Annotated in this window: 16 protein-coding genes and 3 pseudogenes; 4 read left to right on the forward strand and 15 right to left on the reverse strand. The window is 53.2% G+C overall.

Going from position 1 to position 25,663, the window contains the following annotated elements; genetic code table 11:
- Window positions 1–68 (reverse strand): hypothetical protein (locus tag BFF42_RS28395; RefSeq protein ID WP_241012944.1); only part of this gene is annotated, 68 nt, incomplete at its 3' end.
- 68 nt (window positions 69–136) lie between these two features.
- Window positions 137–739 (reverse strand): helix-turn-helix transcriptional regulator, encoded by a 603-nt coding sequence (locus BFF42_RS17825; protein ID WP_001167676.1) that lies wholly within the window; start codon window positions 737–739, stop codon window positions 137–139.
- A gap of 519 nt (window positions 740–1,258) precedes the next feature.
- Here BFF42_RS17825 and BFF42_RS17830 point away from each other — a divergent pair.
- The 3 genes from BFF42_RS17830 (at window position 1,259) to BFF42_RS17840 (ending at window position 4,953) form a co-directional block, all read left to right on the forward strand.
- Window positions 1,259–2,158, forward strand: a complete 900-nt coding sequence (locus BFF42_RS17830; RefSeq protein WP_004983658.1) for a LysR family transcriptional regulator — start codon at window positions 1,259–1,261, stop codon at window positions 2,156–2,158.
- Between the two features lie 48 nt (window positions 2,159–2,206).
- Window positions 2,207–3,220: an inner membrane protein YhjD gene (gene yhjD, locus BFF42_RS17835; RefSeq protein WP_039060406.1), complete on the forward strand. Its 1,014-nt coding sequence runs from the start codon at window positions 2,207–2,209 to the stop codon at window positions 3,218–3,220.
- Between the two features lie 410 nt (window positions 3,221–3,630).
- Window positions 3,631–4,953, forward strand: coding sequence for an MFS transporter (locus BFF42_RS17840; protein WP_001149007.1), 1,323 nt, complete (start codon window positions 3,631–3,633; stop codon window positions 4,951–4,953).
- Between the two features lie 233 nt (window positions 4,954–5,186).
- Here the strand turns inward: BFF42_RS17840 and BFF42_RS17845 are convergent.
- Both BFF42_RS17845 and pdeH read right to left on the reverse strand, forming a co-directional pair.
- Window positions 5,187–7,246, reverse strand: a pseudogene (locus BFF42_RS17845) (AsmA family protein).
- Between the two features lie 69 nt (window positions 7,247–7,315).
- Window positions 7,316–8,083 carry a cyclic-guanylate-specific phosphodiesterase gene (gene pdeH / locus BFF42_RS17850; protein ID WP_012421508.1) on the reverse strand — a complete coding sequence of 256 codons (768 nt, stop codon included), beginning with the start codon at window positions 8,081–8,083 and terminating at the stop codon, window positions 7,316–7,318.
- A gap of 231 nt (window positions 8,084–8,314) precedes the next feature.
- Here pdeH and kdgK point away from each other — a divergent pair, with 231 nt between their 5' ends.
- Window positions 8,315–9,244, forward strand: a complete 930-nt coding sequence (kdgK, locus tag BFF42_RS17855) for a 2-dehydro-3-deoxygluconokinase (RefSeq protein WP_012421616.1) — start codon at window positions 8,315–8,317, stop codon at window positions 9,242–9,244.
- Between the two features lie 95 nt (window positions 9,245–9,339).
- Here kdgK and BFF42_RS17860 read toward each other — a convergent pair whose 3' ends face one another.
- The 11 genes and pseudogenes from BFF42_RS17860 to BFF42_RS17910 all read right to left on the reverse strand — a co-directional run.
- Window positions 9,340–10,836 (reverse strand): M16 family metallopeptidase, encoded by a 1,497-nt coding sequence (locus BFF42_RS17860; RefSeq protein ID WP_001163124.1) that lies wholly within the window; start codon window positions 10,834–10,836, stop codon window positions 9,340–9,342.
- Between the two features lie 220 nt (window positions 10,837–11,056).
- Window positions 11,057–12,343 (reverse strand): C4-dicarboxylate transporter DctC, encoded by a 1,287-nt coding sequence (gene dctA, locus BFF42_RS17865; RefSeq protein ID WP_000858214.1) that lies wholly within the window; start codon window positions 12,341–12,343, stop codon window positions 11,057–11,059.
- 182 nt (window positions 12,344–12,525) lie between these two features.
- Complete coding sequence (gene hmsP / locus BFF42_RS17870; RefSeq protein WP_001266306.1) at window positions 12,526–14,514, reverse strand: biofilm formation regulator HmsP; 1,989 nt, start codon at window positions 14,512–14,514, stop codon at window positions 12,526–12,528.
- Between the two features lie 81 nt (window positions 14,515–14,595).
- Window positions 14,596–17,843, reverse strand: a pseudogene (bcsC, locus tag BFF42_RS27885) (cellulose synthase complex outer membrane protein BcsC).
- A complete protein-coding gene (locus BFF42_RS28400; RefSeq protein ID WP_371462428.1) occupies window positions 17,783–18,055 on the reverse strand; it encodes a cellulose synthase in 273 nt (90 codons plus the stop codon). Before BFF42_RS28400 ends, bcsC begins: the two are co-directional and overlap by 61 nt.
- A complete protein-coding gene (bcsZ, locus tag BFF42_RS17885) occupies window positions 18,037–19,143 on the reverse strand; it encodes a cellulose synthase complex periplasmic endoglucanase BcsZ (RefSeq protein ID WP_001295222.1) in 1,107 nt (368 codons plus the stop codon). Before bcsZ ends, BFF42_RS28400 begins: the two co-directional genes overlap by 19 nt.
- A gap of 6 nt (window positions 19,144–19,149) precedes the next feature.
- The gene (gene bcsB, locus BFF42_RS17890; RefSeq protein WP_012421620.1) at window positions 19,150–21,480 is read right to left on the reverse strand and encodes a cellulose biosynthesis cyclic di-GMP-binding regulatory protein BcsB; all 2,331 of its coding nucleotides are present in this window, start codon (window positions 21,478–21,480) and stop codon (window positions 19,150–19,152) included.
- A 10-nt stretch (window positions 21,481–21,490) separates the two neighbouring features.
- Window positions 21,491–24,109 (reverse strand): UDP-forming cellulose synthase catalytic subunit, encoded by a 2,619-nt coding sequence (gene bcsA, locus BFF42_RS17895; RefSeq protein ID WP_039059635.1) that lies wholly within the window; start codon window positions 24,107–24,109, stop codon window positions 21,491–21,493.
- Complete coding sequence (gene bcsQ / locus BFF42_RS17900; RefSeq protein ID WP_000279528.1) at window positions 24,106–24,858, reverse strand: cellulose biosynthesis protein BcsQ; 753 nt, start codon at window positions 24,856–24,858, stop codon at window positions 24,106–24,108. The genes bcsA and bcsQ overlap by 4 nt, the downstream gene beginning before the upstream one ends.
- A gap of 11 nt (window positions 24,859–24,869) precedes the next feature.
- The gene (gene bcsR / locus BFF42_RS17905) at window positions 24,870–25,058 is read right to left on the reverse strand and encodes a cellulose biosynthesis protein BcsR (protein WP_001063321.1); all 189 of its coding nucleotides are present in this window, start codon (window positions 25,056–25,058) and stop codon (window positions 24,870–24,872) included.
- Between the two features lie 207 nt (window positions 25,059–25,265).
- Window positions 25,266–25,663: pseudogene (locus tag BFF42_RS17910) on the reverse strand (IS1-like element IS1X2 family transposase); the annotation flags it as partial.

Below are 25,663 nucleotides of genomic sequence, written 5' to 3' on the forward strand. Positions count from 1 at the left end.
CGCAGAGAATCGTAACGGGATACCAGATCAAGAGCCTGTCCAATGTGCATAAAAAAATCCGGAAACAAGTGAGCGTTTCCGGATTCTTACACAGCCACTGGATCGGTCAACTGATCCTTAACTGATCGGCATTACTTCAGGAGGAGATATTTAACATCATTGCCGCCTGGGTGCGATTTTTCACTTCCAGACGGCGATACAGGGATTCCAGATGCGCTTTTACCGTTCCGGTACTGATATTCAGCGCTCTGCCGATCTCCTTATTTGACTCGCCCGCCGCTAACATGGTTAAAATCTCCCGCTGGCGGGCGCTTAACGATTTGAGATCTTTAATGTCCTTTTCCGGCGTCGTCCGCCAGTCTCCAGGCAGAAACATCATCCCCATCGCCGCACTATTTACCGCCAACGCAAATGTCTCGACGGTTGAATCACGAGGCACAATGGCCAGCACATTAAAATGGATAACTTCCTGTAACCACCGTTTATTGCAATCCGTCGCCGTGATTAACACCTTAACCTCAGGAAACTGCACCACGGTTTTTTGCAGCAACCAGTAGCAAAACTCACCATCCTGATCGCCATCGAGCATAACTAAGGCTTCAGGGTAACTTTCCAGCTTTTGCCATAACTCGTCTGCCTGACTGGCCCCCTGAATACTCACCCCTGGAATACGCTGCTGTAAACTGATTTTCATTCCATGAATAAATATTGACTGCCTGTCAAACATGACTATTTGCATAACTGAATCTCCACCTGAATATGTTAAAAAGACTTAAGTAGTGGAAGGGTATTACCCGCGAGAAAAAATAAGAATTCGCCATTTGGCGGTGGCCATTCTACAGAGATGACGCGTAGAAAATAGTTACCGATATAAATAGTTACAGCTAAACGCCTGAAATTACATGTCGAGGGCACTATTTAAAACAATTTTGAGGATTTCCTTATATTGGTGGTTAGTACGCATGCAATTAAAAATGAAATTCCGCGACTACAAGCCAAAATAACAAATGGCAATGAGACAAAAATAAGCACAAATAGCCAATACGTCCTCTATTCACTTTAAAGGGAATCACTGAAAAATACGCTCTGTTTAAGGGGATTCACCTTTCTCATAAAGCTATTCCGCCCTTTTCCTGCTGAGAAATCGCCACATTCGTCATGACAACATTGTGAAACCCGGCATTAGAGGTTAGAAAAAACAATAAACAATGCGATATGCGCGTTACTGTTTCGCTGTGAACAGCAATCGGTCAAAGAAATGGATAAAATTCACGCAATGCAGTTGTTCATCAAAGTCGCGGAGCTGGAAAGTTTTTCCCGCGCAGCGGATTTCTTTGCTTTGCCAAAGGGAAGTGTTTCGCGCCAGATACAGGCACTGGAACATCAACTTGGCACCCAGCTTCTCCAGCGCACCACGCGACGGGTCAAACTCACGCCAGAAGGCATGACCTATTATCAACGGGCAAAAGATGTGTTGAGTAATCTCAACGAACTGGACGGTCTGTTTCAACAGGATGCCACCAGTATCAGCGGTAAATTACGCATCGACATCCCGCCAGGAATCGCGAAAAACCTGTTACTGCCGCGCCTGTCGGAATTTCTCTATCTGCATCCGGGAATTGAGCTGGAACTGAGTAGCCATGACCGTCCGGTAGATATTCTTCATGATGGTTTTGATTGCGTGATACGCACTGGCGCGTTACCGGAAGATGGCGTTATCGCCCGTCCCCTCGGCAAACTGACCATGGTCAACTGTGCCAGTCCGCACTATCTGACGCGCTTTGGTTATCCGCAAAGCCCCGATGATCTGACTTCACACGCAATAGTGCGTTATACACCGCACCTGGGTGTACATCCGTTAGGTTTTGAGGTTGCCAGCGTTAATGGCGTCCAGTGGTTTAAGTCTGGCGGCATGTTGACGGTAAATAGTAGCGAAAACTATCTCGCCGCCGGTCTTGCCGGTCTGGGGATTATTCAGATCCCGCGCATTGCCGTGCGCGAAGCCCTGCGTGCCGGGCGGCTTATTGAAGTATTACCTGGCTACCGTGCCGAGCCGCTCTCCCTTTCGCTGGTTTACCCGCAGCGTCGGGAGCTTTCCCGGCGTGTAAACCTGTTTATGCAGTGGCTGGCTGGCGTAATGAAAGAGCACCTGGACTGACCGACTATACTTTTTAAGAATGACCACGACAGAAGGACAAAAGAGCGGATGACGCAGGAAAACGAGATCAAACGTCCCACCCAGGATCTGGAGCACGAGCCGATTAAGCAGTTGGATAATAGCGAGAAAGGCGGCAAAGTTAGCCAGGCGCTGGAAACCGTCACCACCACTGCCGAAAAAGTCCAACGCCAACCGGTTATTGCGCACCTGATTCGCGCGACAGAACGCTTTAACGATCGGCTGGGTAACCAGTTTGGTGCGGCTATCACCTATTTCTCATTTTTGTCGATGATCCCGATTTTGATGGTGTCGTTTGCCGCAGGGGGCTTTGTGCTGGCCTCCCATCCGATGTTGCTACAGGATATCTTCGACAAAATTCTGCAAAACATCAGCGATCCGACACTAGCCGCCACGTTGAAAAACACCATCAACACCGCCGTTCAGCAGCGTACGACTGTAGGGCTTGTCGGCCTGGCGGTGGCACTTTATTCCGGCATCAACTGGATGGGTAACCTGCGTGAAGCGATTCGTGCCCAGTCGCGCGATGTCTGGGAACGCTCGCCGCAAGATCAGGAGAAGTTCTGGGTAAAATATCTGCGTGATTTTATTTCACTGATTGGTTTGTTGATTGCGCTGATTGTGACGCTTTCGATCACCTCGGTTGCCGGTTCGGCGCAGCAAATGATTATTAGCGCCCTGCACCTGAACAGCATTGAGTGGCTGAAACCGACGTGGCGATTGATTGGCCTGGCGATTTCCATCTTCGCCAACTATCTGCTTTTCTTCTGGATCTTCTGGCGGTTGCCGCGCCACCGTCCGCGCAAAAAAGCCGTGATTCGCGGAACATTTCTGGCTGCTATTGGTTTTGAAGTGATTAAAATCGTGATGACCTACACCCTGCCATCGCTGATGAAATCCCCCTCTGGCGCAGCATTTGGTTCCGTGCTGGGGCTGATGGCATTTTTCTACTTCTTCGCCCGTTTGACGCTGTTTTGCGCGGCGTGGATTGCCACCGCCGAATATAAAGACGACCCGCGAATGCCAGGGAAAACGCAGCCTTAAAATAGGCCGGATGCGGCGTAAACGCCTTATCCGGCATACGATTTTATTCGGCCTGGCTCCCCGTAGGCCGGATAAGATGCGCCAGCATCACATCCGGCTATAATGCGCACATAACCTCTTGAAACTCGTCCCCAGAGCCTCTTCAGCCATCTATTTAGGAGCAAACAATTTCATTCTAACTCATAACCCCAGCATATAAATCCAGTTGGTAACTTTTATTTAACCTGAAACCAGTTTTATCCACTATTTATAAAGTTATGTGAAGCATTTCATAGAAGAAAAATCACTGGCCTAAACATTATCCCCTTTTTGCCTGGTTTTTGACCATTCCCGCGATTTGTTACACATTGAAATATCACTTTTGCTGTGCGTAATATGGCTATTCGTTAGCCAAAAAATAAGAAAAGATTATGCAAGCAACAGCCACAACACTCGACCACGAGCAAGAATACACGCCGATCAACTCGCGTAATAAAGTCCTTGTCGCCTCTCTCATTGGCACAGCCATTGAGTTCTTCGACTTTTACATTTACGCCACTGCGGCCGTTATTGTGTTTCCGCATATCTTCTTCCCGCAGGGCGATCCTACGGCAGCAACGCTACAGTCGCTCGCCACCTTCGCCATCGCCTTCGTCGCGCGCCCCATTGGCTCTGCCGTTTTTGGTCATTTTGGCGATCGCGTTGGGCGTAAAGCGACGCTGGTCGCCTCGTTGCTAACGATGGGGATTTCGACCGTGGTGATTGGTCTGCTGCCAGGCTATGCCACGATTGGTATTTTCGCCCCGCTGCTGCTGGCGCTGGCTCGATTTGGTCAGGGTCTGGGCTTAGGTGGTGAATGGGGCGGCGCGGCGCTGCTGGCGACTGAAAACGCCCCACCGCGCAAACGTGCATTGTACGGCTCCTTCCCGCAGCTGGGCGCACCGATTGGCTTCTTCTTTGCCAACGGCACTTTCTTGCTGCTTTCCTGGCTACTGACCGACGAGCAGTTTATGAGCTGGGGCTGGCGTGTGCCATTTATCTTCTCGGCGGTGCTGGTCATTATCGGCCTGTATGTTCGCGTGTCGCTGCATGAGTCGCCGGTGTTTGAGAAAGTCGCTAAAGCGAAAAAACAGGTGAAGATCCCGCTGGGTACGCTGCTGACCAAACATGTTCGCGTAACCGTACTGGGTACGTTCATTATGCTGGCAACCTATACGCTGTTTTACATCATGACGGTCTACTCTATGACCTTTAGTACCGCCGCCGCGCCAGTTGGGCTTGGCCTGCCGCGTAACGAAGTGTTGTGGATGTTGATGATGGCAGTTATTGGTTTTGGCGTGATGGTGCCAGTCGCTGGATTACTGGCTGATGCCTTTGGTCGCCGTAAAAGCATGGTAATCATCACCACGCTGATCATCCTATTCGCGCTATTCGCCTTTAACCCTTTGCTCGGTTCTGGCAACCCGATTCTGGTTTTTGCCTTCCTGCTGCTGGGGTTAAGTCTGATGGGGCTGACCTTCGGTCCGATGGGCGCGCTGTTACCAGAGCTGTTCCCGACAGAAGTGCGTTACACCGGAGCATCGTTCTCTTACAACGTATCGTCGATTCTCGGGGCTTCCGTTGCGCCGTATATCGCAGCCTGGTTGCAGACTAACTACGGGTTAGGTGCGGTGGGGTTATATCTGGCGGCGATGGCTGGCTTGACGTTAATCGCCCTGCTGCTGACCCATGAGACGCGACATCAGTCGTTGTAAGTATCGTGTGGGCAGCCACCCTCACCCCAGCCCTCTCCCTGAAAGGGAGAGGGAGAAAAGCGGAGCGAGATGTTATATCGCGAACATAACAGCCCTCCCCCAGAAAGTGAACGGAAAAGCGGTACTCGTTGTTTCAACACGCACAAAACAGTCCCCTCGCCCCTTTGGGGAGAGGATTAGGGTGAGGGGAACACGCTGCTCCCGAACTCACCAGCAAACACAATCCAACCTCATCACTTCTTCATCTGCGACAATATCGTCCGACACTGATTAGCCTCCCCTTCGGAAGGTGAGATCAGTGCCAATAACGCCGCCGCCGGTGTTACCAGCGTTGCCAGTGCCGCCGCAACGGCACCACGGGCAATCAGCGGTCCGGCTTTCACCCCAGCCTGCGGATTTTTAAACGTCCCACGCACATACAGCGGCGAACGCAGTGTGATAATCCGAATCCCTTTACTCTCCGGATCAATAGTCAAATCCAGCTGTTCCGAAGCAAAACTTGCCGTGCCGGTAACATTAATCAACGCGTTCTCAGTATCGAAAGCAAAAATCTGCGGGCGCGCTACGCCGTTGGCAATATTCAGATTCGCCGCCGCGCAGTTCACCCGCACCTCATCGTCACCAAATATCGCACCGACAATGTAGTTGCCGACATTCAGCCCAACAATCTCCATCAGGTTGCGGCTCACCAGCCCGTCATTCATCAACAGTTTCAGGTTGCCGTTACTGTTGCCTAAAAGCGCCGCCACCGAGTTACCGCTACCGCGTAGTTCCGCGTCACCGTTCATTTCCCCCAGCGTCTTCTGCATCAGTTCCACATCGGGCATCAGTTCTTTCAGTTTCAGTCGACGAGCCTGAATATCTGCCCGCCCCTGCATCGGCTTTTTATCGCCTTCCAGATGGATATTCGCCGCAATGCTGCCGCCCGCCATGCCAAATTTCAGCGGTTGCAGGCGCAGGTCAGCATTTTTGAGGATGATATGAGTAGAAAGATCGCTAATCGGCAGGCTACTGCCATGCTCGATACGTCGGCCTTTGAAGCGAACATCGGCATCCATAACGTCCCATTTATCGGTTTCGAAGCGGTCATAAGGCAGCACTTTGCCCGCAGGCTGAACGCTTTTTTCGCCCTTCTTCTGTTCAGACCGTTTCGACTTTTCTGCCCCTTTCCCCGAATCAACGCCAATCAACGGTCCCAGGTCCGCCAGCCGCAATTGCCGCGACTCGACATCACCTTCCAGTTTTGGTCGTGGCTTTCCGGTGGTGTAGACCAGAGAACCGTGGATATCGCTATCGCCAATTCGTCCATTAAAACCGCGATAATCAAAGACCGACGATTTTTCAGTGTCGATTTTCGCTACCAGCCGACCATCCGTTTCAAACGGCGGGGTATCGGGCAGCAGAACGCCCGTCAGTTCATAGAGATCACCCAGTGAATCGCCAGAAAATTTAAGCCGTAAATCGACACCGCCCATCTTCATTGGGTCATTCACGACGCCATCAAAAGCAACACGGGTATTACCTGAACGGAAATCAGCCTGTACCGGAAACGGCGTCCCTTCGCCACGCAGCGCCAGCATACCGCCTATTTTTCCCGTACCCGTGAGCGGTTCACCGTTATAACGTCCCTGCGCCTTCAGGCCAAAAACGTAATCGCCCACCTTTTCTTTATCCGCTTTACCTTTCGATCCAGTAACTTCGCTGAACGGCAGCGGCTTGCCTAACGGATCAACAAAAATTTCCAGATCCGCTTTGCTTACTTTGTCATCAATGGCGATCCGCCCTTGATCGAAAAGAATATTATCCAGCCGAAACGACCATGCCGACGGCTTTGCATTCGCGTCTTTGTTATCATCGTTGGCGAGATTAAACGTCCAGTTATTGTTCTTTTCGGAGAGGCGAATCAGGCGCGCGTCGGGCTTTTCGAGCTTGATCCACGGCAGCCAGACCGTTTTGGTCAGCAGCGCCAGCGGTGCCAGCGTTGCCTCTACTCGCGGCAAATGCACCATCGTGACTTCGGGAATATCCGGTGGATTGCCAAGAATGATGTCTTCTGCATGTACATGAGGCCACGGCACCCAGCTGCGCCAGCCAGTTTCTTGTTTTTGCCGCTCCCACACCACGCCCAGATCGCCACGGATAGCGAACGGACGATTCAACTCCGCAGAGACTTTCTGGTTGATGGTCGGTTTGAGTCGATTCCAGTCAAAGTTGCAATCAAAATGATCGCCACGACAATCAACAACAAGAAAGCCCCTGAAATCGCAGCGGTTATTTTGCCTGCCTTGCTCATCGTTCGCTTCCTCATATTCTTCCTGTGCCAGTCCTAAAGATAGTCCAGCCAGGCGGAAAATGAGGCAGCTTATAGCGCCAGAACCGCCGTATTCAGCGTTTCTATCGGTGCCGGGCGTGAAAGAAACCAGCCTTGTGCGGCGAATGCGGGCGAGTTCTGTACATCACGCCACTCTTCCGGCGTTTCTACGCCCTCAACAATCACCCCGCGACAATAGCGATTCATTAGATGTAAAAGCTGAGAAAAGAGTGTGCGTCCTTCCGGCGACTGACGCAGCATCACAAACAGTTCTCGCGCGATTTTGATGTAGTCATAACGCACTTCACTTAGTGCAGAGAAATTTGCCATCCCGGTACCAAAATCACCCAGCCACAGCGGGCCAAATTCACACATCGAGGCAAAGGTTGAATCTTTCGGCAGACGGATATGCTCCACCAGTTCGAAACGCAGCCAGGGAAGACGCTCAATTTGGCGCAGGATTTTTGGTTGCTGACGCAGGGCGATGAGCGTAGGGCCATCAATATTGACCGATGCCAGCAGGCCGTGCTCTATAAAGAAGTCGGCTTTTTGCGCCAGCAAATCAATCTGCTCTTTCACAACCTCCATCCGATGGCTGACGGTGATTTCAGTAAAATAGCGATCCGGCGGCAGGCGTTGCGAAGGGTTCAAGGGATGCGTGACCACCGTTAATAGCTCCACGGCCATTAACCGCCCGCATGTTTGATAGATCGGCTGCCAGGTGTAAGCACGCTCACACTGCAACCAAAAACGCCGTTCCTGCAAGCTCTCGATGCTTGCTTCAGGGTTGCTTATTCGCTGGATAACCTGCCTTATCATCAAAGATGTCCTGTGTTTAAAAGTGATGCTGCCCGGACTCGACAAAGATTATCGGCGCGTAAGGGCAGAACTTTACCGCCTGGCCGGGGTAAATTTCCTCACTCCACAACGGAATCTTTCAGGAATACGTTCTGGCTCAAAAAAATAATGGAACACTGTTTTAATATTGTTGACCAGCAAACCACCACAGCGCAAACTAACGCTAATTTTTTACAGATCAGGTTCACGACTATGTCCAAAAAGATTGCCGTGATTGGCGAATGCATGATTGAGCTTTCCGAGAAAGGCGCGGACGTTAAGCGCGGTTTCGGCGGCGATACCCTGAACACTTCCGTCTATATCGCCCGTCAGGTCGATCCTGCGGCATTAACCGTTCATTACGTAACGGCGCTGGGAACGGACAGTTTTAGCCAGCAGATGCTGGACGCCTGGCACGGCGAGAACGTTGATATTTCCCTGACCCAACGGATGGAAAACCGTCTGCCGGGCCTTTACTACATTGAAACCGACAGCACCGGCGAGCGTACGTTCTACTACTGGCGGAACGAAGCCGCCGCCAAATTCTGGCTGGAGAGTGAGCCGTCTGCGGCGATTTGCGAAGAGCTGGCGAATTTCGATTATCTCTACCTGAGCGGGATTAGCCTGGCGATCTTAAGCCCGACCAGCCGCGAAAAGCTGCTTTCCCTGCTGCGCGAATGCCGCGCCAACGGCGGAAAAGTGATTTTCGACAATAACTATCGTCCGCGCCTGTGGGCCAGCAAAGAAGAGACACAGCAGGTGTACCAACAAATGCTGGAATGCACGGATATCGCCTTCCTGACGCTGGACGATGAAGACGCGCTGTGGGGTCAACAGCCGGTGGAAGACGTCATTGCGCGCACCCATAACGCGGGCGTGAAAGAAGTGGTGGTGAAACGCGGGGCGGATTCTTGCCTGGTGTCCATTGCTGGCGAAGGGTTAGTGGATGTTCCGGCGGTGAAACTGCCGAAAGAAAAAGTGATCGATACCACCGCAGCTGGCGACTCTTTCAGCGCCGGTTATCTGGCGGTACGTTTGACGGGCGGCAGTGCGGAAAACGCGGCGAAACGCGGGCACCTGACCGCAAGTACCGTTATTCAGTATCGCGGCGCGATTATCCCGCGTGAGGCGATGCCAGCGTAAACGCAGCATATGCAAAAGGCTGGATAAAGTGTTACCCCTCTATCCAGCTCATCCATAAATACCTGATGGTTGTGCTAACTCATCACCATCAGGCATTACTGTGCAGGTGGAATATCCGTCACTTCAGGATGTACGTCATCCGTGGCGACAGAGGTGGCGGCAGCAGCAGTCGATGGGGCCATGATTTGATCCCAGGCCGCCTGCAACGCTTTCATGTTAAATTCCGGCTCGCCTTTCGGCTGCAGCAGTATTAACGCCATATCATTCGACAACTGCTGACGCAGATCCTGATTTAACATCTCCACCGTCAGGCTGTTAAGGAAATCCTGCCGCAGTTTCTGATACTGCTCCGGCGCGATATCGACGACCTGATTTTGCAACGAACGCATCCGCTGACCCATCAGAATATCGGTATCAGCCCGCGCATAGGCGGCAAACAGTTTCTGCAGCTCCAGTTTCTTTTGCGCCACTAACGCATTGAACTCTTCTTCCGGCAGACCTTTATCGCGAACCTTCGCCAGTTCACGCGCCACCAGATTAAGGTTGCTGTTCAGCTTGTCGTTTGGTGATTCGATGTTGATGGCACACTGCGCACGCAGATACAGCACACGGCAGTCAAATCCAAGACCGATGTCTTTGCTGTTACTGGCGCTTAACGCTTGCTGAACATGCCAGAACAGCGCCTCGCGGGCTAGGTCCGCACGCCAGTAGCGCAGCAGTGCGGCTGCTTCACGAATCGGCTGCCACGGCGTATCCCACATGATAGATAACCGGTCCTGACGCACCGCGTCAGTCATAATACTCACCGCTTCCGCACGCAGCGGAGAAAGCGTCGGCACCGGAGCTGGCGTTTCACGTTTGCCTTTCAGTTCGCCAAACGTTTTGTTGATTTGGTCGACAACCGAGCGCGCATCCACGTTTCCCACCACCAGTAGCGTCATTGCATCCGGGGTGTACCATTTCTGATAGAAATCTTTAATTTTTTCCGCTTCAACGGGTTGTTTCAGCGGATCGGCAGGATCGTGACCTAACAAGGTTGACCCTTTCAGACGATAGCGCCACCAGCCCTCTTTAGTATCGGCAGGCCAGGTTGCCACCATGTCCTGACTTTGCAGCGCGTGGTTGATGGTTTCTGGTGTGATGGTCAATTTGCCAGTGGCATTTGCCAGATAAGAGAGCGCTTCTTTCAGCAAATCGTTACGGTTATTGGGCAAACTCAGATTAAACAGCGTGGTGTCATAAGAGACAATTACCGGCGGCATCGGGCGTTTAGGGTCGATCCCCTGCTGCCACAATGAACGCGCCTGTGCTGCGTCAAGGCCACCGCTTTGCGTTAGCGCAATACGAGGGATGGCGTGACTGTAACCGCTCTGTTGTGTACTTTCGGCGAGCGAACCGGTATTAACCAGCAGGCGAATTTCAACACGATCGCTGGGACGCTGGGGGGTGGTCAGCACTTGCCACTGTAAACCGTTGGAAAGCGTCCCCTGTTGCCATGCTGGATCAGGCTGGAGCGCATCTGCCTGCACATAGCCAGCAGTGGCCATCATCAGCAAACCGCCCGCTAAAAGTCGAATTTTTGTGCCCTGCATGTGAACCCCTGATCAACTATCCTGGTAATAAAAAAACTGCCCGTTGTCAGTCAGTCTAAATGACGTTAAAAACACTTCGTGTTAGACCGCAAGAACATGAAAATGTCACGGAAGAAGTGAAATAAACCTGAACTCACCCAGGTGGTAAGTTCAGGCACAGGGGTCAATTATGCGCAAACACCCGCACTCGGGGAAGGGAGTGCGGGCATAAGTGGTGAGATTAAGAGGATAATTCGTGCGTTTTGCCATCCGGCGCACGATTATTCAGCACATCGTCCAGTTTTTTGTGGTCCAGTTCTTTCACCCACTTAGCAACGACAATGGTCGCTACGCCGTTACCGACCAGGTTAGTCAGCGCACGAGCTTCTGACATAAAGCGGTCGATACCGAGGATCAGCGCCAGACCCGCTACCGGCAAATGGCCCACCGCAGAGAGCGTCGCCGCCAGCACGATAAAGCCACTACCCGTTACCCCTGCCGCCCCTTTAGAAGAAAGCAGCAACACGATTAACAGCGTGATTTGGTGGACGATATCCATCTGACTGTTAGTGGCCTGGGCGATAAACACCGCCGCCATTGTCAGGTATATCGATGTGCCATCAAGGTTAAACGAGTAGCCTGTCGGGATGACCAGCCCCACCACCGATTTGCGGCAGCCGAGTTTCTCCATCTTGTCGAGCATACGCGGCAGCGCCGACTCGGAAGATGAAGTCCCCAGTACAATCAGCAGTTCTTCACGGATGTAGCGGATAAATTTGAAGATACTGAAACCAGTCGCTTTAGCGATTGAACCCAATACCAGCACCACAAACAGGATACAGGTAATATAGAAACAGATAATCAGCTGCCCCAGTTGCACCAGTGTGCCGACGCCGTATTTACCGATGGTAAACGCCATTGCCCCGAACGCACCAATAGGTGCCAGACGCATGATCATATTGATGATGCCGAAGATGACCTGCGAGAAACTTTCGATCACGTTAAAAATCAGTTGGCCTTTGCTGCCCAGACGGTGGAGCGCAAAACCAAACAGTACGGCAAACAGCAGCACCTGCAGAATGTTACCGCTGGCAAATGCGCCAATGACGCTCGCCGGGATGACATCCATAATGAAGGCGACAATGCCCTGGTCTTTCGCCTGATCGGCGTAAACCGCTACCGCTTTCGCATCAAGCGTTGCCGGATCGACGTTCATTCCGGCACCAGGCTGCACGACGTTAACGATGATAAGACCAATAATCAGCGCGATGGTACTGACAATTTCAAAGTAAAGCAGTGCGACTGCGCCGGTACGACCGACCGCCTTCATGCTTTCCATGCCCGCAATGCCCGTTACGACGGTACAAAAGATGACAGGAGCGATGATCATCTTAATGAGCTTAACGAAGCCGTCGCCAAGCGGTTTCATTTGCTCGCCTATTTCAGGATAGAAATGGCCAAGGAGAATACCAATGGCTATCGCTGTCAGGACCTGAAAGTAAAGGCTTTTAAACAGAGAGGTTTTCATAGGGTGTCCTTTAGTAAAACTACAGGTCTTGTAAGGTTATGAGGTACCTGCGGCCTTAAAATAACACCCAGACAACATCACAGAAATGTACCTGGATCATAATTGAAACAAAAAGGTTAAAAAGTTTGAGCTGGCTCGCACAAACCAGCACTTTTTAAAGTTTTGTAATCAGTTTGGGGTAGCTACTTTTCTTCCAGGTAACTCTCTTCGAAGATTTCAATAGGGAGTGGGCGAGCAAAAAGGAAGCCCTGGGCAATACCAACGCCCGCTTTTGCCAGCCAGTCGCGTTGTGCTTCAGTCTCCACGCCTTCGGCAATCATTTGTAAGTTCAGGCTCTGCGCCAGCATGATAATTGCAGCAATCATGCTGCTATCTTCCGGCAAGCCTTCAACAAACATTTTGTCGATTTTCAGTACGTCGATTGGCAACGATTTCATATGCTGCAGCTGACGCAGCCCTGCGTAGCCCATGCCGAAATCATCCAGCGCCACCCGAACTCCGGCATTGCGCAGCGGACGGAGGATTGCCACCGCAGCATGAGGGTCGTCAATACGTCGGCTTTCTGTCACTTCCAGAATCAGTGTTCCCGGCTGAATGCGATAGCGGGTTAACAGTTCCAGCATATCCGCCACCATATTTGGGTGCATCAGTTGCAGCGCAGAGAGGTTTACCGACAAGGGCAGCATAATGCCGCGCTCTTGCCAGGCTGCAAGCAATCGACAGGACTCTTCCAGCACCCAGTGACCGACGGTAACCATCAGCCCACAGCACTCAATGCGATCGATTAAGCCATCCGGCAGGTCCCAACTGCCATCCGGTTGCTGGATACGCAGTAACACTTCCGCACTGACCAGTTTACCGCTGGTCATCTCGACCTGTGGCTGTAACCAAATAGCAAACTGATGATTTTCCAGTGCATTAAGGATATCGCTCTCTTCCGTCAACCGCTTCTGGGCGGCTTCCATCTGCTGCGGATCAAAGAACTGAATCTGATTCTTGCCTTTATGGCGAGCGGTAAATGCCGCAGAAATAGCGCGACTGTAAAGCTGTTCGGCGGTGAGATCGCCGTAGAACATCGCCACGCCAATGCTACAGTGCGGACGGAGTTGAATACGTTCAATCGGCAGGCGCTCGCTCATGATAGTGAGCACTTGCTGACCTAAGGTGATTGCGTGCCACGGTTCCTGTACACCGTTGGCAATGACAGCAAAGTCATAACCGCTAATCTGCGCGAGGATCATACGTGGCGACAGTACCGATTTGAGTTTTTCCACCAGCGTCAGCAGCAGAATTTCTCGTTGCGCCTCTTTCAGCACGCCCGCAGTATCACGCAGGGTTTCACAGGTGATGATCATCAGCGCGGTGGTTTGTTTACGCGCGACAACCTGCTCCAGCATCTCCATCAGCAAGGCTTTGTTCGGCAAATCCGACACCGGGAAGCGCATCGCATTTTCGTTCTGTTCTTCATAATGGCGCTGCAGCAATTGCTGGTTGAGGTTGTAACTGCGCACCAACATACCGATTTCATCGTCCTGATGCAGACGCGGTAATGCCAGTTGGTGACCAACAAGCTCCTGGGCTGGGATGGCGTTAAGTTCGCGAGCAATATTGCGTAACGGATGCAAAATCAGGCGGTTAATGCACCAGCTGATGGCGACGGTCAGGATAAGCGACAAAAGTAAGTAAATGGTCACTAACGTTGAGAGGGTGCTCATCACGAACTTATACATACGGAAGGAATCCGCCTGTAGTACCAGATAGGCAATTGGCTGCGGGTTTGCCGGACGTTCGAGCGAGTAAACGCCCAGCGAGATTTGAACCGGTAGCTCAAACAGGCGAGTAACCATTACCGGCACCGGGCGCTCTGGAATAAAACTTTTACGCAGCGCCTGGAACTGGTTAGGCAGCACTACATCGGCACGGCTGACCACGCCTGCCGGTTTAATGCTGGCAAGAATAGCTTCCGCTTCGGGAATATCGCCTTTCAAAATAGCTGAAGATAAGGGTTCGCGTACAGAGCGAGCAATGCTTTCCAGTTGCGTAGCCGTGTTATAGCGATTCTGCTGGACCAGATGGAACAGCAAAACGGTGCAAAAAATAAAAACGAACACCAGGACAACGGCTGCCACCATTGCCATCTGCTTGATTGTTAACGAGCGACTTACGCGCAAATTGTCTCCCCCCGGAAATCCCAGATTGCCGCCCGAGTATACCCGATCGCAGCGGCATTAAGAGAGGCGCTATCTGAAAACTTACCAGTCGGCGTAAGGTATCAGCGGCTGCGGCGGTAAATCCATGTCACCCTGCCATCCGGCGGCGGAATAACGTACGTAGAGCAGGAAATGGCTGGGTGCGTAATCTTTCGCCTGCTGGATATCAATTGCCGTGCCAACAAACCAGTTGGAAGTAACACGTCGTTCAAGTAATGCCCGCGCCGTGTAGCCGAAGCCCTGACTGCTGCCGCCATCGTTGGATTGCCGCGCAGCTTCTTCCTGCCAGTCGGTCGGGATCAGATTCATCAGCGGATAACGCAGCATGGTTTTGGTGCGTGAATGCGACCACGAGCCAGACGCCCCCAGCTCCCACGACCAGTTTTCCGTGCGCTCCCGCCACATCACCGGTATAGCAAACGACAGGTATTCCTGCGGACTGTAGTAACCGCCCTGACCGAGTGAGTAGCCACTCAGATCTTTGTCGTAATGCCAGATCATGTTGTTCAGGCCGATTGTGACGCGGCGATTGTTCTGGTTAATGACCTTATAGTAATAGCCCGTCATCCAGCGCACGCGCCAGTTATCTTCGACATTTTTACCGGTTAACTGGTCGCCACTAAGCGATGCCCTGACGCCGTTTGCTTCACCTTTATCGTAGCTCAGACTTAGCCCCACACCGTCGGCACGTACGCCACCCCATTTTTTCCCGGTATTGCTCGGGGAGTCTTTTTGCCCACCAAAGGCCAGCAAAGAACTGGAGATGGGCCGACGGTGGGCGTTAACGGTGTAACCCAGCGGCCCGATATCATCGCTGTAACTGATGCCGCCGACCACATCCACCACGTTGAAGCCCATCGGCGTGGTACCGATATCCCAGCTCCAGACGTCATTTCGCCAGCCGACCGCCACGCTGGCACCGGAGTCCGACTGGCTGCGGTTGCCACTACAGTCCTGTAATGTACAGGTGCCCCAGTTGTCATCCCATTTGCCATCGGCATTAGTGGAGAAACTGCCGACGTTCATATTGACGAAATCACTGCGAAAGAACATCCGCCCGTCAGAATACGGCGCATCCACCTGCAACATGGTAGTGTGCGCTTTCAGATCGGAGTAACCACCGGTGCCGCTCGAACCCCAGTAATCGTGCTCGAGGGTGACGTTAAGATCCTGCTGGCGATAGAGGCCCGCCGCATCGCTGCGCACGCCGCGTTTCAGCCAGTCATCTTTCTCGTCGTTACGGGTCAGTCGGGTGAATGTGTCGTTATCCTGCGGACGCGTCGTAGTCACACCGGATGCGACCATGGCGTCTTTGTAGGTTTCCAGCGCCTGCTTTGGATCGCCCGCCTGCGCTTCAAACTTCGCACCATCGCGCTTTCCATCGACGGTGGCTGAGATTTTGCCTGCAGGATCAACTTATTAAACGTCTGCTGCGCCGCTGCGGTATCTCCAAGCTGCGCCTGCGCCAGCGCCACGCGCCGCTGTGTGTTCAGCGAGGCGTTATCGGTAGCGGGCAGTTTCGCCAGCTGGCTACGTGCCGCCGCTGTGTCACCGGCAGCAATATCCACTTCCGTCAGCCCCAGAATGGCATCGGCGTTAGTTGGCTCCAGCGTCAGGACATTCTGATATGCAGCGCGGGCGGCGGTGTAATCACGTCGCTGCTGCGCCCAGTCAGCCAGCGTGAGGTCAATACGCGTGGAAGGTGGTTGCTGACGCAGCATCGCTTCTGCTTCAGCTTCTTTGCCGCTTTCTCGCAGGCGATTAGCGGTTTCCAGCACCTGATCGCTTTGCAGTCGATTAACCAGCTCCTGAATATTGCTGTTCCACTGCGCGCGCGGCAGGCTGTTGATATGCGCCAGCGCCGCTCTGTCCTGGTCATGACCAGAGAGGTACAGCCCGTAAGCGTAAACCTGCTCCGGGTCGTTCGGCTTCTGCTGCGCCAGATTGCGCATTAACGTATCGGCCTGGCTGCGTTGTCCGGCCTGCCAGAGATCCTGCGAAAGTCGGTAAGTAATCCATACGCTGCCGGGGTCCAGCGCCAGTCGTTGCCGCTGAAGTGCTGCCGCCTGCGCCCATTTGCCCTGGTTTTCCAGTGCCTCTGCCTGCTGTGCCAGACGGTCGTTTTGCAGGCTGCGTTCGATATCATCAATGCTACGCCGCTGACTGGCAGAGAGCGAGGCGATAAACGCTTCAGCTTTTTCTGGCGATTGCTGGCGGTAAATATTTGCCAGCCCGCGCACGGCGTTAGTGTTGCCGCTGTCCATACGCAAGGTCTGCTGATAATAACGTTCGGCGGCGGGATAATCTTTTCGCGCCATCGCCACATCGCCCAGCCCCAGCACTGCATAACTGTCGGTGTTATCGACATTACGCGCCTGCTGGAACAGGCGTTCTGCCCGGTCAGGATTATTGGCTTTCAGCGCAGCATCGCCCTGCTGGATCGCCAGCCAGTAGCGGTTTACTTTCAGCAGACTGTTCCATTTGTCGTTGTTGCTGCTGTGCGGGTCCAGTGCGAGGGCTTTTTCCAGATTCGCCACTGCATTGGCGCGATCGCCTTTCTGAGAATACGCCTGGCCCAGCGCCCCCAGAGCTTCACTGTCTTTCGGGTTCGCCCGCACCGCCTGTTGTAGTTCGGGAATGGCTTTACCCGCCATACCAGAGTCCACCGCCGCTAAACCTTGCGCACGAGCGCGGAAAGCAGGATCGGCCAGCTGTTTTTGCTGTTCTGCCAGTTGCGATTGCGCAGCCGCCACGCTATCGCCATCACTAAAGATCGAGAGATATTTTTTCAGCGCCGACACACTGGCATCACTGACGGGCATGTCTTTAATCTGCCCGTACCAGATTTTAGAGGCCCCTTCGCGCCCGGCGTTCGATTTTGCCATCTGTTCCAGGACGGCAAAACCTTCGTCACGGCGATCGCTACTAAACAGCAATAGCGCCAGATTGTTTTGCAGGCCCGTATTGCCCGGTGCATCCGCATTGATGCGTTTTAACTGATTAATCGCTTCGCCACGGCGAGCCGGAATTTTCGCCACCGTACTCCAGTACTCGACAGCAATGTCACCTTCCGGCGGCGCACCGTTGAACAGTTTGTTGTAACTCGCCACAGCTTCTTCTGCATGACCGGTCGTCGCCTGCAATCGTGCCTGTTGCAGTACCTGACGACCATCCGGCGTGGAAAGTAGCATCGTAGTCCGCGACGATTTATACGCATTTGAACTCGGCGCTAACTGCGACAGCCGATCGAGCTGTTTTTGCGCGCCATCAATATCGCCCTGACGTAACAAAGAACGGAAACGGGCGGCAACGACGTCCGGGTTATTCGGATCAATAAGTTCCAGCGATATAACGACTGTTGCACCAGATCTTCACGATGGGTCGCTTCGCCTAACCGAACTTGCTCCAGCAACTGTTGCTGAGCGGTTGGTGCTGCCTCGACCATCGGCATGACGGACAGACCGAGGGAAAGCGTGAATATGTTTAGTGTGAATTTGCGCATTCCTGGCCCCAGTCAGGTAATAACTCACCTTTTGTCGAGAAGCGGAAACGGTGTTGATCCCAGCCTTGTCCAAACAGGGTCAGCACATAGTTGTAATAGGCATCGCTGCCGGGAAAGTTATCGGCCACGCGCTGGCGCTGAACGGCCTGCGCATCGCGGTTTTGTAAAAAGGGCAGCATGGCGGCAGAAAAACCGACTGGTCCTTTACCCTGCGCTTTCCCCGTAGCCACATCCACTTTTTCCGGCGGATAACCGTTTTTCTCAGTGAATGTCGCCATCGGTTTAAACCGGTTGAGCATCCGCGCTTTCTGCGGATCGCTGTCAGGCATCATGCCTACCCACATGTAAACGCGGATGGCGTCGTAGCTGCTGATCAATGTTTTTTCGGCTTTTAGCTGCCAGCCTTTGTCTTTCTCATAACGCACCCAGTCTGGCGAAAAGCCTTTCGGGGCGGTTTCCAGCAATAAACGTTGATTGGTTTCGCGCAGCGTAGTCCACGGCGCGCCAAAGCGGGTGAAATACTGCGCCAGCGTCGGCGGCAGGTAGCTGGGGTTAAAACGCCAGCTGTTATCCTCAGCAAAACCCACTTTGCCCGGTAACAACATGGAACCCAGCCCAGGCACCGTCACCACTTCCTCCCGCGCGATACGTTTTAGCAACGCGCTGCCGATGTCGGTATAACGCTGCTCTTTCCACAAACGCCCCGCCTCCAGCAACGACCAGGCCATCCAGACATCACCATCGGAGGCCGAATTGCTGTCCAGCACTTCCCACTTACTGTTCTCTTTCTTGCCCCACAGCCAGGCGGGCAAACGTTCTTTTAAAGAACCCTGAGCGAGATTGTTCTGCGTCCAGTCGAGAATATTATCGAAAGCTGCACGGTCGTTAGCCGCCAGGGCAAAGAACATACCGTAACTTTGCCCTTCGGAGGTGGTGATTTTGCGCGCGTCGCTGGGGTCGATGACGCGCCCTTCCTGACTGATGTAATCCTTTTTAAACTGCTCCCAGGCAGGCCAGGTACAGGCTGCCTGAACACTAAAGGCAGCCAACAACAGCATCGTCACGATTCCACTACGCAACACATTCATCTTCAATTACTCGTTATCCGGGTTAAGACGACGACGACTAATAATTCGCAGCAGACGCCACAGTATCCATGCCAGCAATATCACACTGATAGCCGCCAGCAGAATCGGATGGTTTGCCAGCGCATACCACACGCGCTCGAACCACGGCAGATGACCTACGTAATAAACGTCGCCAACACGTAGGCTGTTGATACCGGACTCGCGGATCACCGCGACCGAACCGAACATGGTGGCGCGTTTGCCGCTATCGTTCACCGCATCGTTAAGCATTTCATAACCGCGTGGGCTATCTGCCAACAGCGCAATCACGCTGCGCTGGTCGTTATACGGCGACTGGAAGCCAATCACCGCCGCCATCGCACCGGAAGAGGTCAGCGTTGACCGGGTTTCTGCCGCGCGATCGCTCTCGTCCGGCACAATGCCGGGGAACGGGGTCTGGCGCATCGGTGTTTTCACCCAGCTTTCGGTCGCCTGCACCAATAGGTCGATCTGCTTATCGTCTTTCAGTTTGTCCGGGATACCACCGATGATCATGATGTCGGCATCTTTGCCCTGAATGGTGCTGCCATCATCGGTCACCGTCAGATTAATCGCCGGGAAGCCCGTCTGTGCGCCGATAAAACCAACAGTATTCAGCAACGTTTCCATCTGTGCTTCGTTAGGCGCTTTCGGCATCACGGTGATGGTTTGCGACAGATCCGCCATCCGGCTGAATGGGAAGCCCGCGTTAGCAAAGGCGCGTAGATCCGGCATCGGGATGAAGTGGTAATACTTCGAGAAGTCGATGGTGGAGTCGTCACCAATCACCACATGATTCTGCACCGGCTGGAAGGTAATACAGTTATCCACCGAACCGCCCGGCATCGGGTTCATATACTCAAAGTCGAAGCGCAGCTGGTTGGTCGCGCCCAGTTTCAGCGCCGGAATAGAGACATCTGTTTTGCCATCCAGCAAACCTTGTAATACCGGAATCCGCAGCAGCAGGCGGTTCGCCTCCTGTTTGCTGCTCAGGTTGAAGGATTGCAGGAACTGGTTATTCAGGCTGATATCCATCCGCGAACTGTCTTTCACCGGCGGCATGGTGTAGCGGTAATTAATATCCATATCAATGCCGGTACTGCGCATCAGGTAGAGATCCGGCGGCAGGTTTAGCGAAACGTTAATCGCTGCTGGCTCAAGACCGCTGGATTGTAACTGTTCTTCATAGGTTTTCAGTTCGCCAAATGTGACCGGACGATCGGTACGTACCCAGTTCGGCGCATCGTACGGCTTACGCGGTAGCAGCGGTTTCACTTCATTCACTACCACGCTTTCACCACGGAACAGAATGTTACCCTGAGCGATACCTTTCGCTGCCTGCAACAGGTCTTTGTCGTCACGACCAAACACCACCAGCAGTTTGACGTAAGGATTCTGCGGATGGTTGATCATCTCAATCACCGGGGCTTTTACCGCCGGATGATCGCGCAGGAAGTCCGGCCGTTTGTCGTTGGTTGCAAAGACAATGGCATTACGATCCGGCAGTTGGTTATAGAGCACCGGGAAGTTCTGCCCACGCCAGCCAGAACGCGAACCAAACCACGAGGCGACAATGGCAGATGCTTGTTGCAGCCCAACATCCGGCGCACCCGCAAAGACCATCGGCAAGGTGTTAGTACGGTTATCGCGCGGGTCAAAGAATGGCACCGGGAAGTGTGACAGGTCATTCTTCACATTCAGGGTCTGATAGGTCAGATCCAGTCCACTGCTCCGCCCAACATCCAGCCAAAGCGTGGTGCTGGCCGGGTTTTCGCACACGTCCTGATAATGGCCGACAAACTCCAGCCGCACACGGTTGAAGTCGGTAATAAACAGTGGGTTAATGGGCATTTGCGCCAGCGTTTTTTTACCCAACTGTTCTTTGGTCACTGGCAGTACGCCCATCAGCTCATCATTGAGATAAACCTTTAACTGCGACTGGACAGGCAGTAACGATGGCGATGGCATGTATTCGAGGTTGAGCATCGCCTTCGTCACCACTTCATCGCTGCGCATACCAAACTCAATGCTGCCGTTCGGGTTAATGCCACGTAGCACCATGCTGCCCGGCGGCGGCGCAATTTGCGCAAAGGTCAGCTTCACATCACGCGAAGGACCGTTCTGCGCCACGACTGGCGCATCAGCGCCCTGCACGCCCGGCATCACTTGCCCCACCTGCGGATTTTGTTCCGTCTGGGCGGCTACAGCTGGCTCAGCATTGATCAGTGGTTGCGTTGCTGGCGTCGCCTGCGTCATGAAAGAGGGGAACGCACTCATCCCCATAGCCACTGCACAAATCCAGAATAGTTTTCTTTTCATCGCGTTATCATCATTGTTGAGCCAAAGCCTGATCCGATGGTTGTGCCGTTTCGCTCCGCTCCGGGCGGCGCAGAATAAACGATACAACCCAGGAAACCAAAGAAGTCAGCACACGGAATATGCCCTTCACCGAAGAAGGCGCAAACTCCGCCAGATGGCGGTAGCCACGGAAGCCGAGCTTCAGAATATCCAGCAGACTTTCCAGCGGCTTATCTTCCGGGTAGCTGTCCTGCCAGAGCGCCCATGTATCCGCACGGGCAAACGTACACTGCACAAAATCGATATGTTGTTGGGTGGTGAGCGGCATTAATTTCAGCCCAACTTCATTACCCATCACGCGCGCCACCTGGGTCGGGAAGACGTATTCCTGCTGACCGCGTTTAAGCAACAGATTCACTTTCTGCCCTTCCAGAATCTGCGCCTGACCGTTGATCTTGATCCCCAAACCACCGTCGGAGAAATCCTGAACGGTACACGAAAAGAGGTGACCATCTTCGCGGGCAATTGCCGCGGGCATCGTCATCTCCACGCGGTGCGATCGGCGTACCTGTTTGCTTTCTACCGATACCGCAACTGCGCCGCCAAGAACAATCAGGTTGTAGAACACCCACACCATACTGACGACCACGGTGAGCATCTCGGTTGGCGGGCCATAGAAGTAGCGCCAGATGCCGACCGCAACACCCACCAGGTTGAGCAGAACAAGGAAGATGTAGGGCCGCGAGATCACCCAGTCGACGTACTCTTCTTCCACCAGTCCACCTTTGGCGGTGACGTTAAATTTGCCTTTGTGCGGGTTAATCAGCGCCACCAGCGTCGGTGGTGCGATATACCACGCCAGCACCGTTTCGTAGATTTCACTCCAGAAAGAGTGGCGATATTTGCCCTGGATCTTCGAGTTGGTCAGGCTGGCATGGATCATATGCGACAGCACGAACAGGGCGATCATCAACGCTGGCGCATAGATGATGTAGGCATGAAGCAGCAGGAACGCCAGCGGCGCAGTCAGGAAGATCAGTCGTGGAATGCCCGACAAGAAGTGGAACATGGCGTTGACGTAGCACAGCCGCTGGGCGAATTTCAGCCCTTTACCGGTAAGCGGGTTATCGAGACGGAAGATTTGCACCATCCCGCGTGCCCAGCGAATACGCTGACCGATATGCGCCGACAGACTTTCGGTCGCCAGCCCCGCCGCCTGCGGAATACGCATATATGCAGAGGTGTAGCCACGACAGTGCAGGCGCAGAGACGTGTGCGCATCTTCGGTTACCGTTTCGACAGCAATACCGCCAATTTCATCCAATGGTTTGCGACGAATTACTGCACAGGAACCGCAGAAGAAAGTGGCGTCCCACATATCGTTGCCATCCTGCACCAGACCATAGAACAGAGTGCCTTCGTTCGGCGTTTTACGAAAACGCCCCAGGTTGCGTTCAAACGGGTCCGGCGAGAAGATGTGGTGCGGCGTCTGCATCATCGCCAGCTGTTTCTCTTTCAGGAACCAGCCCATGGTCATTTGCAGGAACGATCGCGTTGGTACGTGGTCGCAGTCGAAAATCGATACGAACTCGCCTTTGGCATATTTCAGCGCATTGTTGATGTTGCCCGCTTTCGCATGTTCATGAGTGGTGCGGGCGATATATTTCACCCCCACGTTTTGCGCAAACTGGCGAAACTCTTCCCTGCCGCCGTCATCGAGGATCCAGATGTTCAGTTTGTCTTTCGGCCAGTCGATACCCAGCGAAGCGTAAATGGTATTTTTCACCACGTTGAGATCTTCGTTGTAAGTCGGGACAAAGATATCCACCGACGGCCACAGCGACATATCTTTCGGCAATGGCACCGGCTGACGATTCAGCGGCCATACGACCTGGAAGTAGCCGAGCACCAGCACAATCCACGCGTACGTTTCAGCGAAGAGCAGAATAAGCCCGCACACCAGGCTGACCGGATCGTCCCAGTTCAGCGTAGAGGTGTAACGCCACCAGATATAACGGCAAGAAACGGTCAGCGACAGCACAATCAACATTAGCGCCGAGAAGCGCCCCGGCATCCGCCGTACGATCAGCGCTACACCCCACAGCAGCATCAGGAAGATAAACTGCGCCAGCGGGTTAAACGGTTGAGTAACGCAGATTAACGCCAGAATCAGCGAGAAGGTGACGATGATACCGAGGATCAACCGCCGCGCCCCGGCACTCAAATGACCGAGCTCTTTTTTCTCATCAAGATGCTGTGTTTTATGGCTAACGCGCTCAGGCAGCTCGTTCATCCATTGATGGTAACGTCCACGAATATTCTGCAGACCTGAAAATGCCCGCCTGCGCGGTTTCGGCGTTTCTTTGCGCGATGTACCGATCAGTAACCAGCATGTTTGAATGAGATAACGGACCGGGTCCAGCGGACGCGGACGCGAGGCGTTGATATGCGGATACAGGTTTTTATGTTCTGCGCGAATACGCTGCCAGCGCGGGTGCTCCAGCGGAATAAAAATCCAGGCCAGGATCATCCAGAAACAGCCGAGCGTCGCGCTGAAAGCCGACGCACCGTGACGACGATAATCGCGATAACGCCCGATAAGCCGCGCGTTGACCGGCGGGATAAGCAACCACCGGGTCAGGATACTCATGATGCACTCCCGACTGGCGTTTTCAGCCCGGAGTAGTTCAACAGGCACCAGTTCGCCAGCGTCAGTATCTCTTCAGCCGCCAGCGCATCACTGCGATATTCACCTACTGGTTGCTTAGCCGCCAGGCATTCAGCCATCGCTTCATCACGATGAATGAGCATCGGCAGTAATCGGCGCTGGCTTTGCAACCAAAGCTGGTAAATATCGTCCTGAACCTGACTGCCAATACGGAAGTCATTAATCAAAATATGTGCGCCATCCGGCAGCGCTTGCTGATGCAGTCGGATATGGCAGTTGGCATCCACATTGACGATTGCCAGCGAGTGATCGCACAAACTCAGCAGCTGGTGGGTTATCTGCGAGGCATCACGCGGTAAGTCGATTAAAATCCACTGGTAACGCCCGCTGGCTTTTAGTTGCTGTAAGCCGGAGCAAATATCGCTCAGCCGGGTTTGCCAGTGCTGTGGATTTTCTTGTTCTTCAATGGATAACTGACCAAAAGGCAGCAAATCGAGCTGCGAGGTGTAGCGCAACCCAGCGTCACGCCAGTCCTGGCCATCCAGCATCGCTCTGGCCCAGCCCTGACGGTGGGTAAAATCAACATTAAATGACAGGCGCAACAAGTTGTCCGGGCAGGCATCGACCACCAGGACATTTTCTCCCAACATTTGTAATGACCAGGCTAATGCGGCGGTGATGGTTGTTGTCCCCACGCCTCCCCGCACCCCCTGCAATCCCAGTACGGCCATTCACCAATCCCCTACTTTTGTTGCGCAAACTCTGCCAGCAACGGCCAGCGTTTTAATGCCGCGGCCAACTGTTCGCGTTGGGAAATATCGGCATAATCAATATCAGGCAGTGAAAATACCTGCTTTAACGCCACAATATCATTCTGGAAGATATAGCCTATCGCGGGATCAGGCAGAGTATCTGGTTCATTGTTATTCATTTTGCTTGATCCCTATGAAATAACCGTACCGTTCATGAGACAATTCTAACCGTGAGCATTTCGCCGGTTTATTGTTTACGGCGAGACGGGAATTTGCTCACTTTTTGACTTTCCGTTACGCAACAGAAAAAGTTAAAAACGAAAAGACTAAAATCACACGTCTTGTGACCTTCTAAATTGATTCACATGCTAGGTAATGACTCCAACTTACTGATAGTGTTTTATGTTCAGATAATGCCCGATGACCTTGTCATGCAGCTCCACCGATTTTGAGAACGACAGTGACTTCCGTCCCAGCCTTGCCAGATGTTGTCTCAGATTCAGATTATGTCGCTCAATGCGCTGAGTGTAACGCTTGCTGATAACGTGCAGCTTTCCCTTCAGGCGTGATTCATACAGCGGCCAGCCATCCGTCATCCATACCACGACCTCAAAGGCCGACAGCAGGCTCAGAAGACGCTCCAGTGTGGCCAGAGTGCGTTCACCGAAGACGTGCGCCACAACCCTCCTCCGTATCCTGTCATACGCGTAAAACAGCCAGCGCTGACGTGATTTAGCACCGACGTAGCCCCACTGTTCGTCCATTTCAGCGCAGACAATCACAT

This window comes from Shigella sp. FC1661, assembly GCF_001712525.1.
GTDB lineage: Bacteria > Pseudomonadota > Gammaproteobacteria > Enterobacterales > Enterobacteriaceae > Escherichia > Escherichia coli.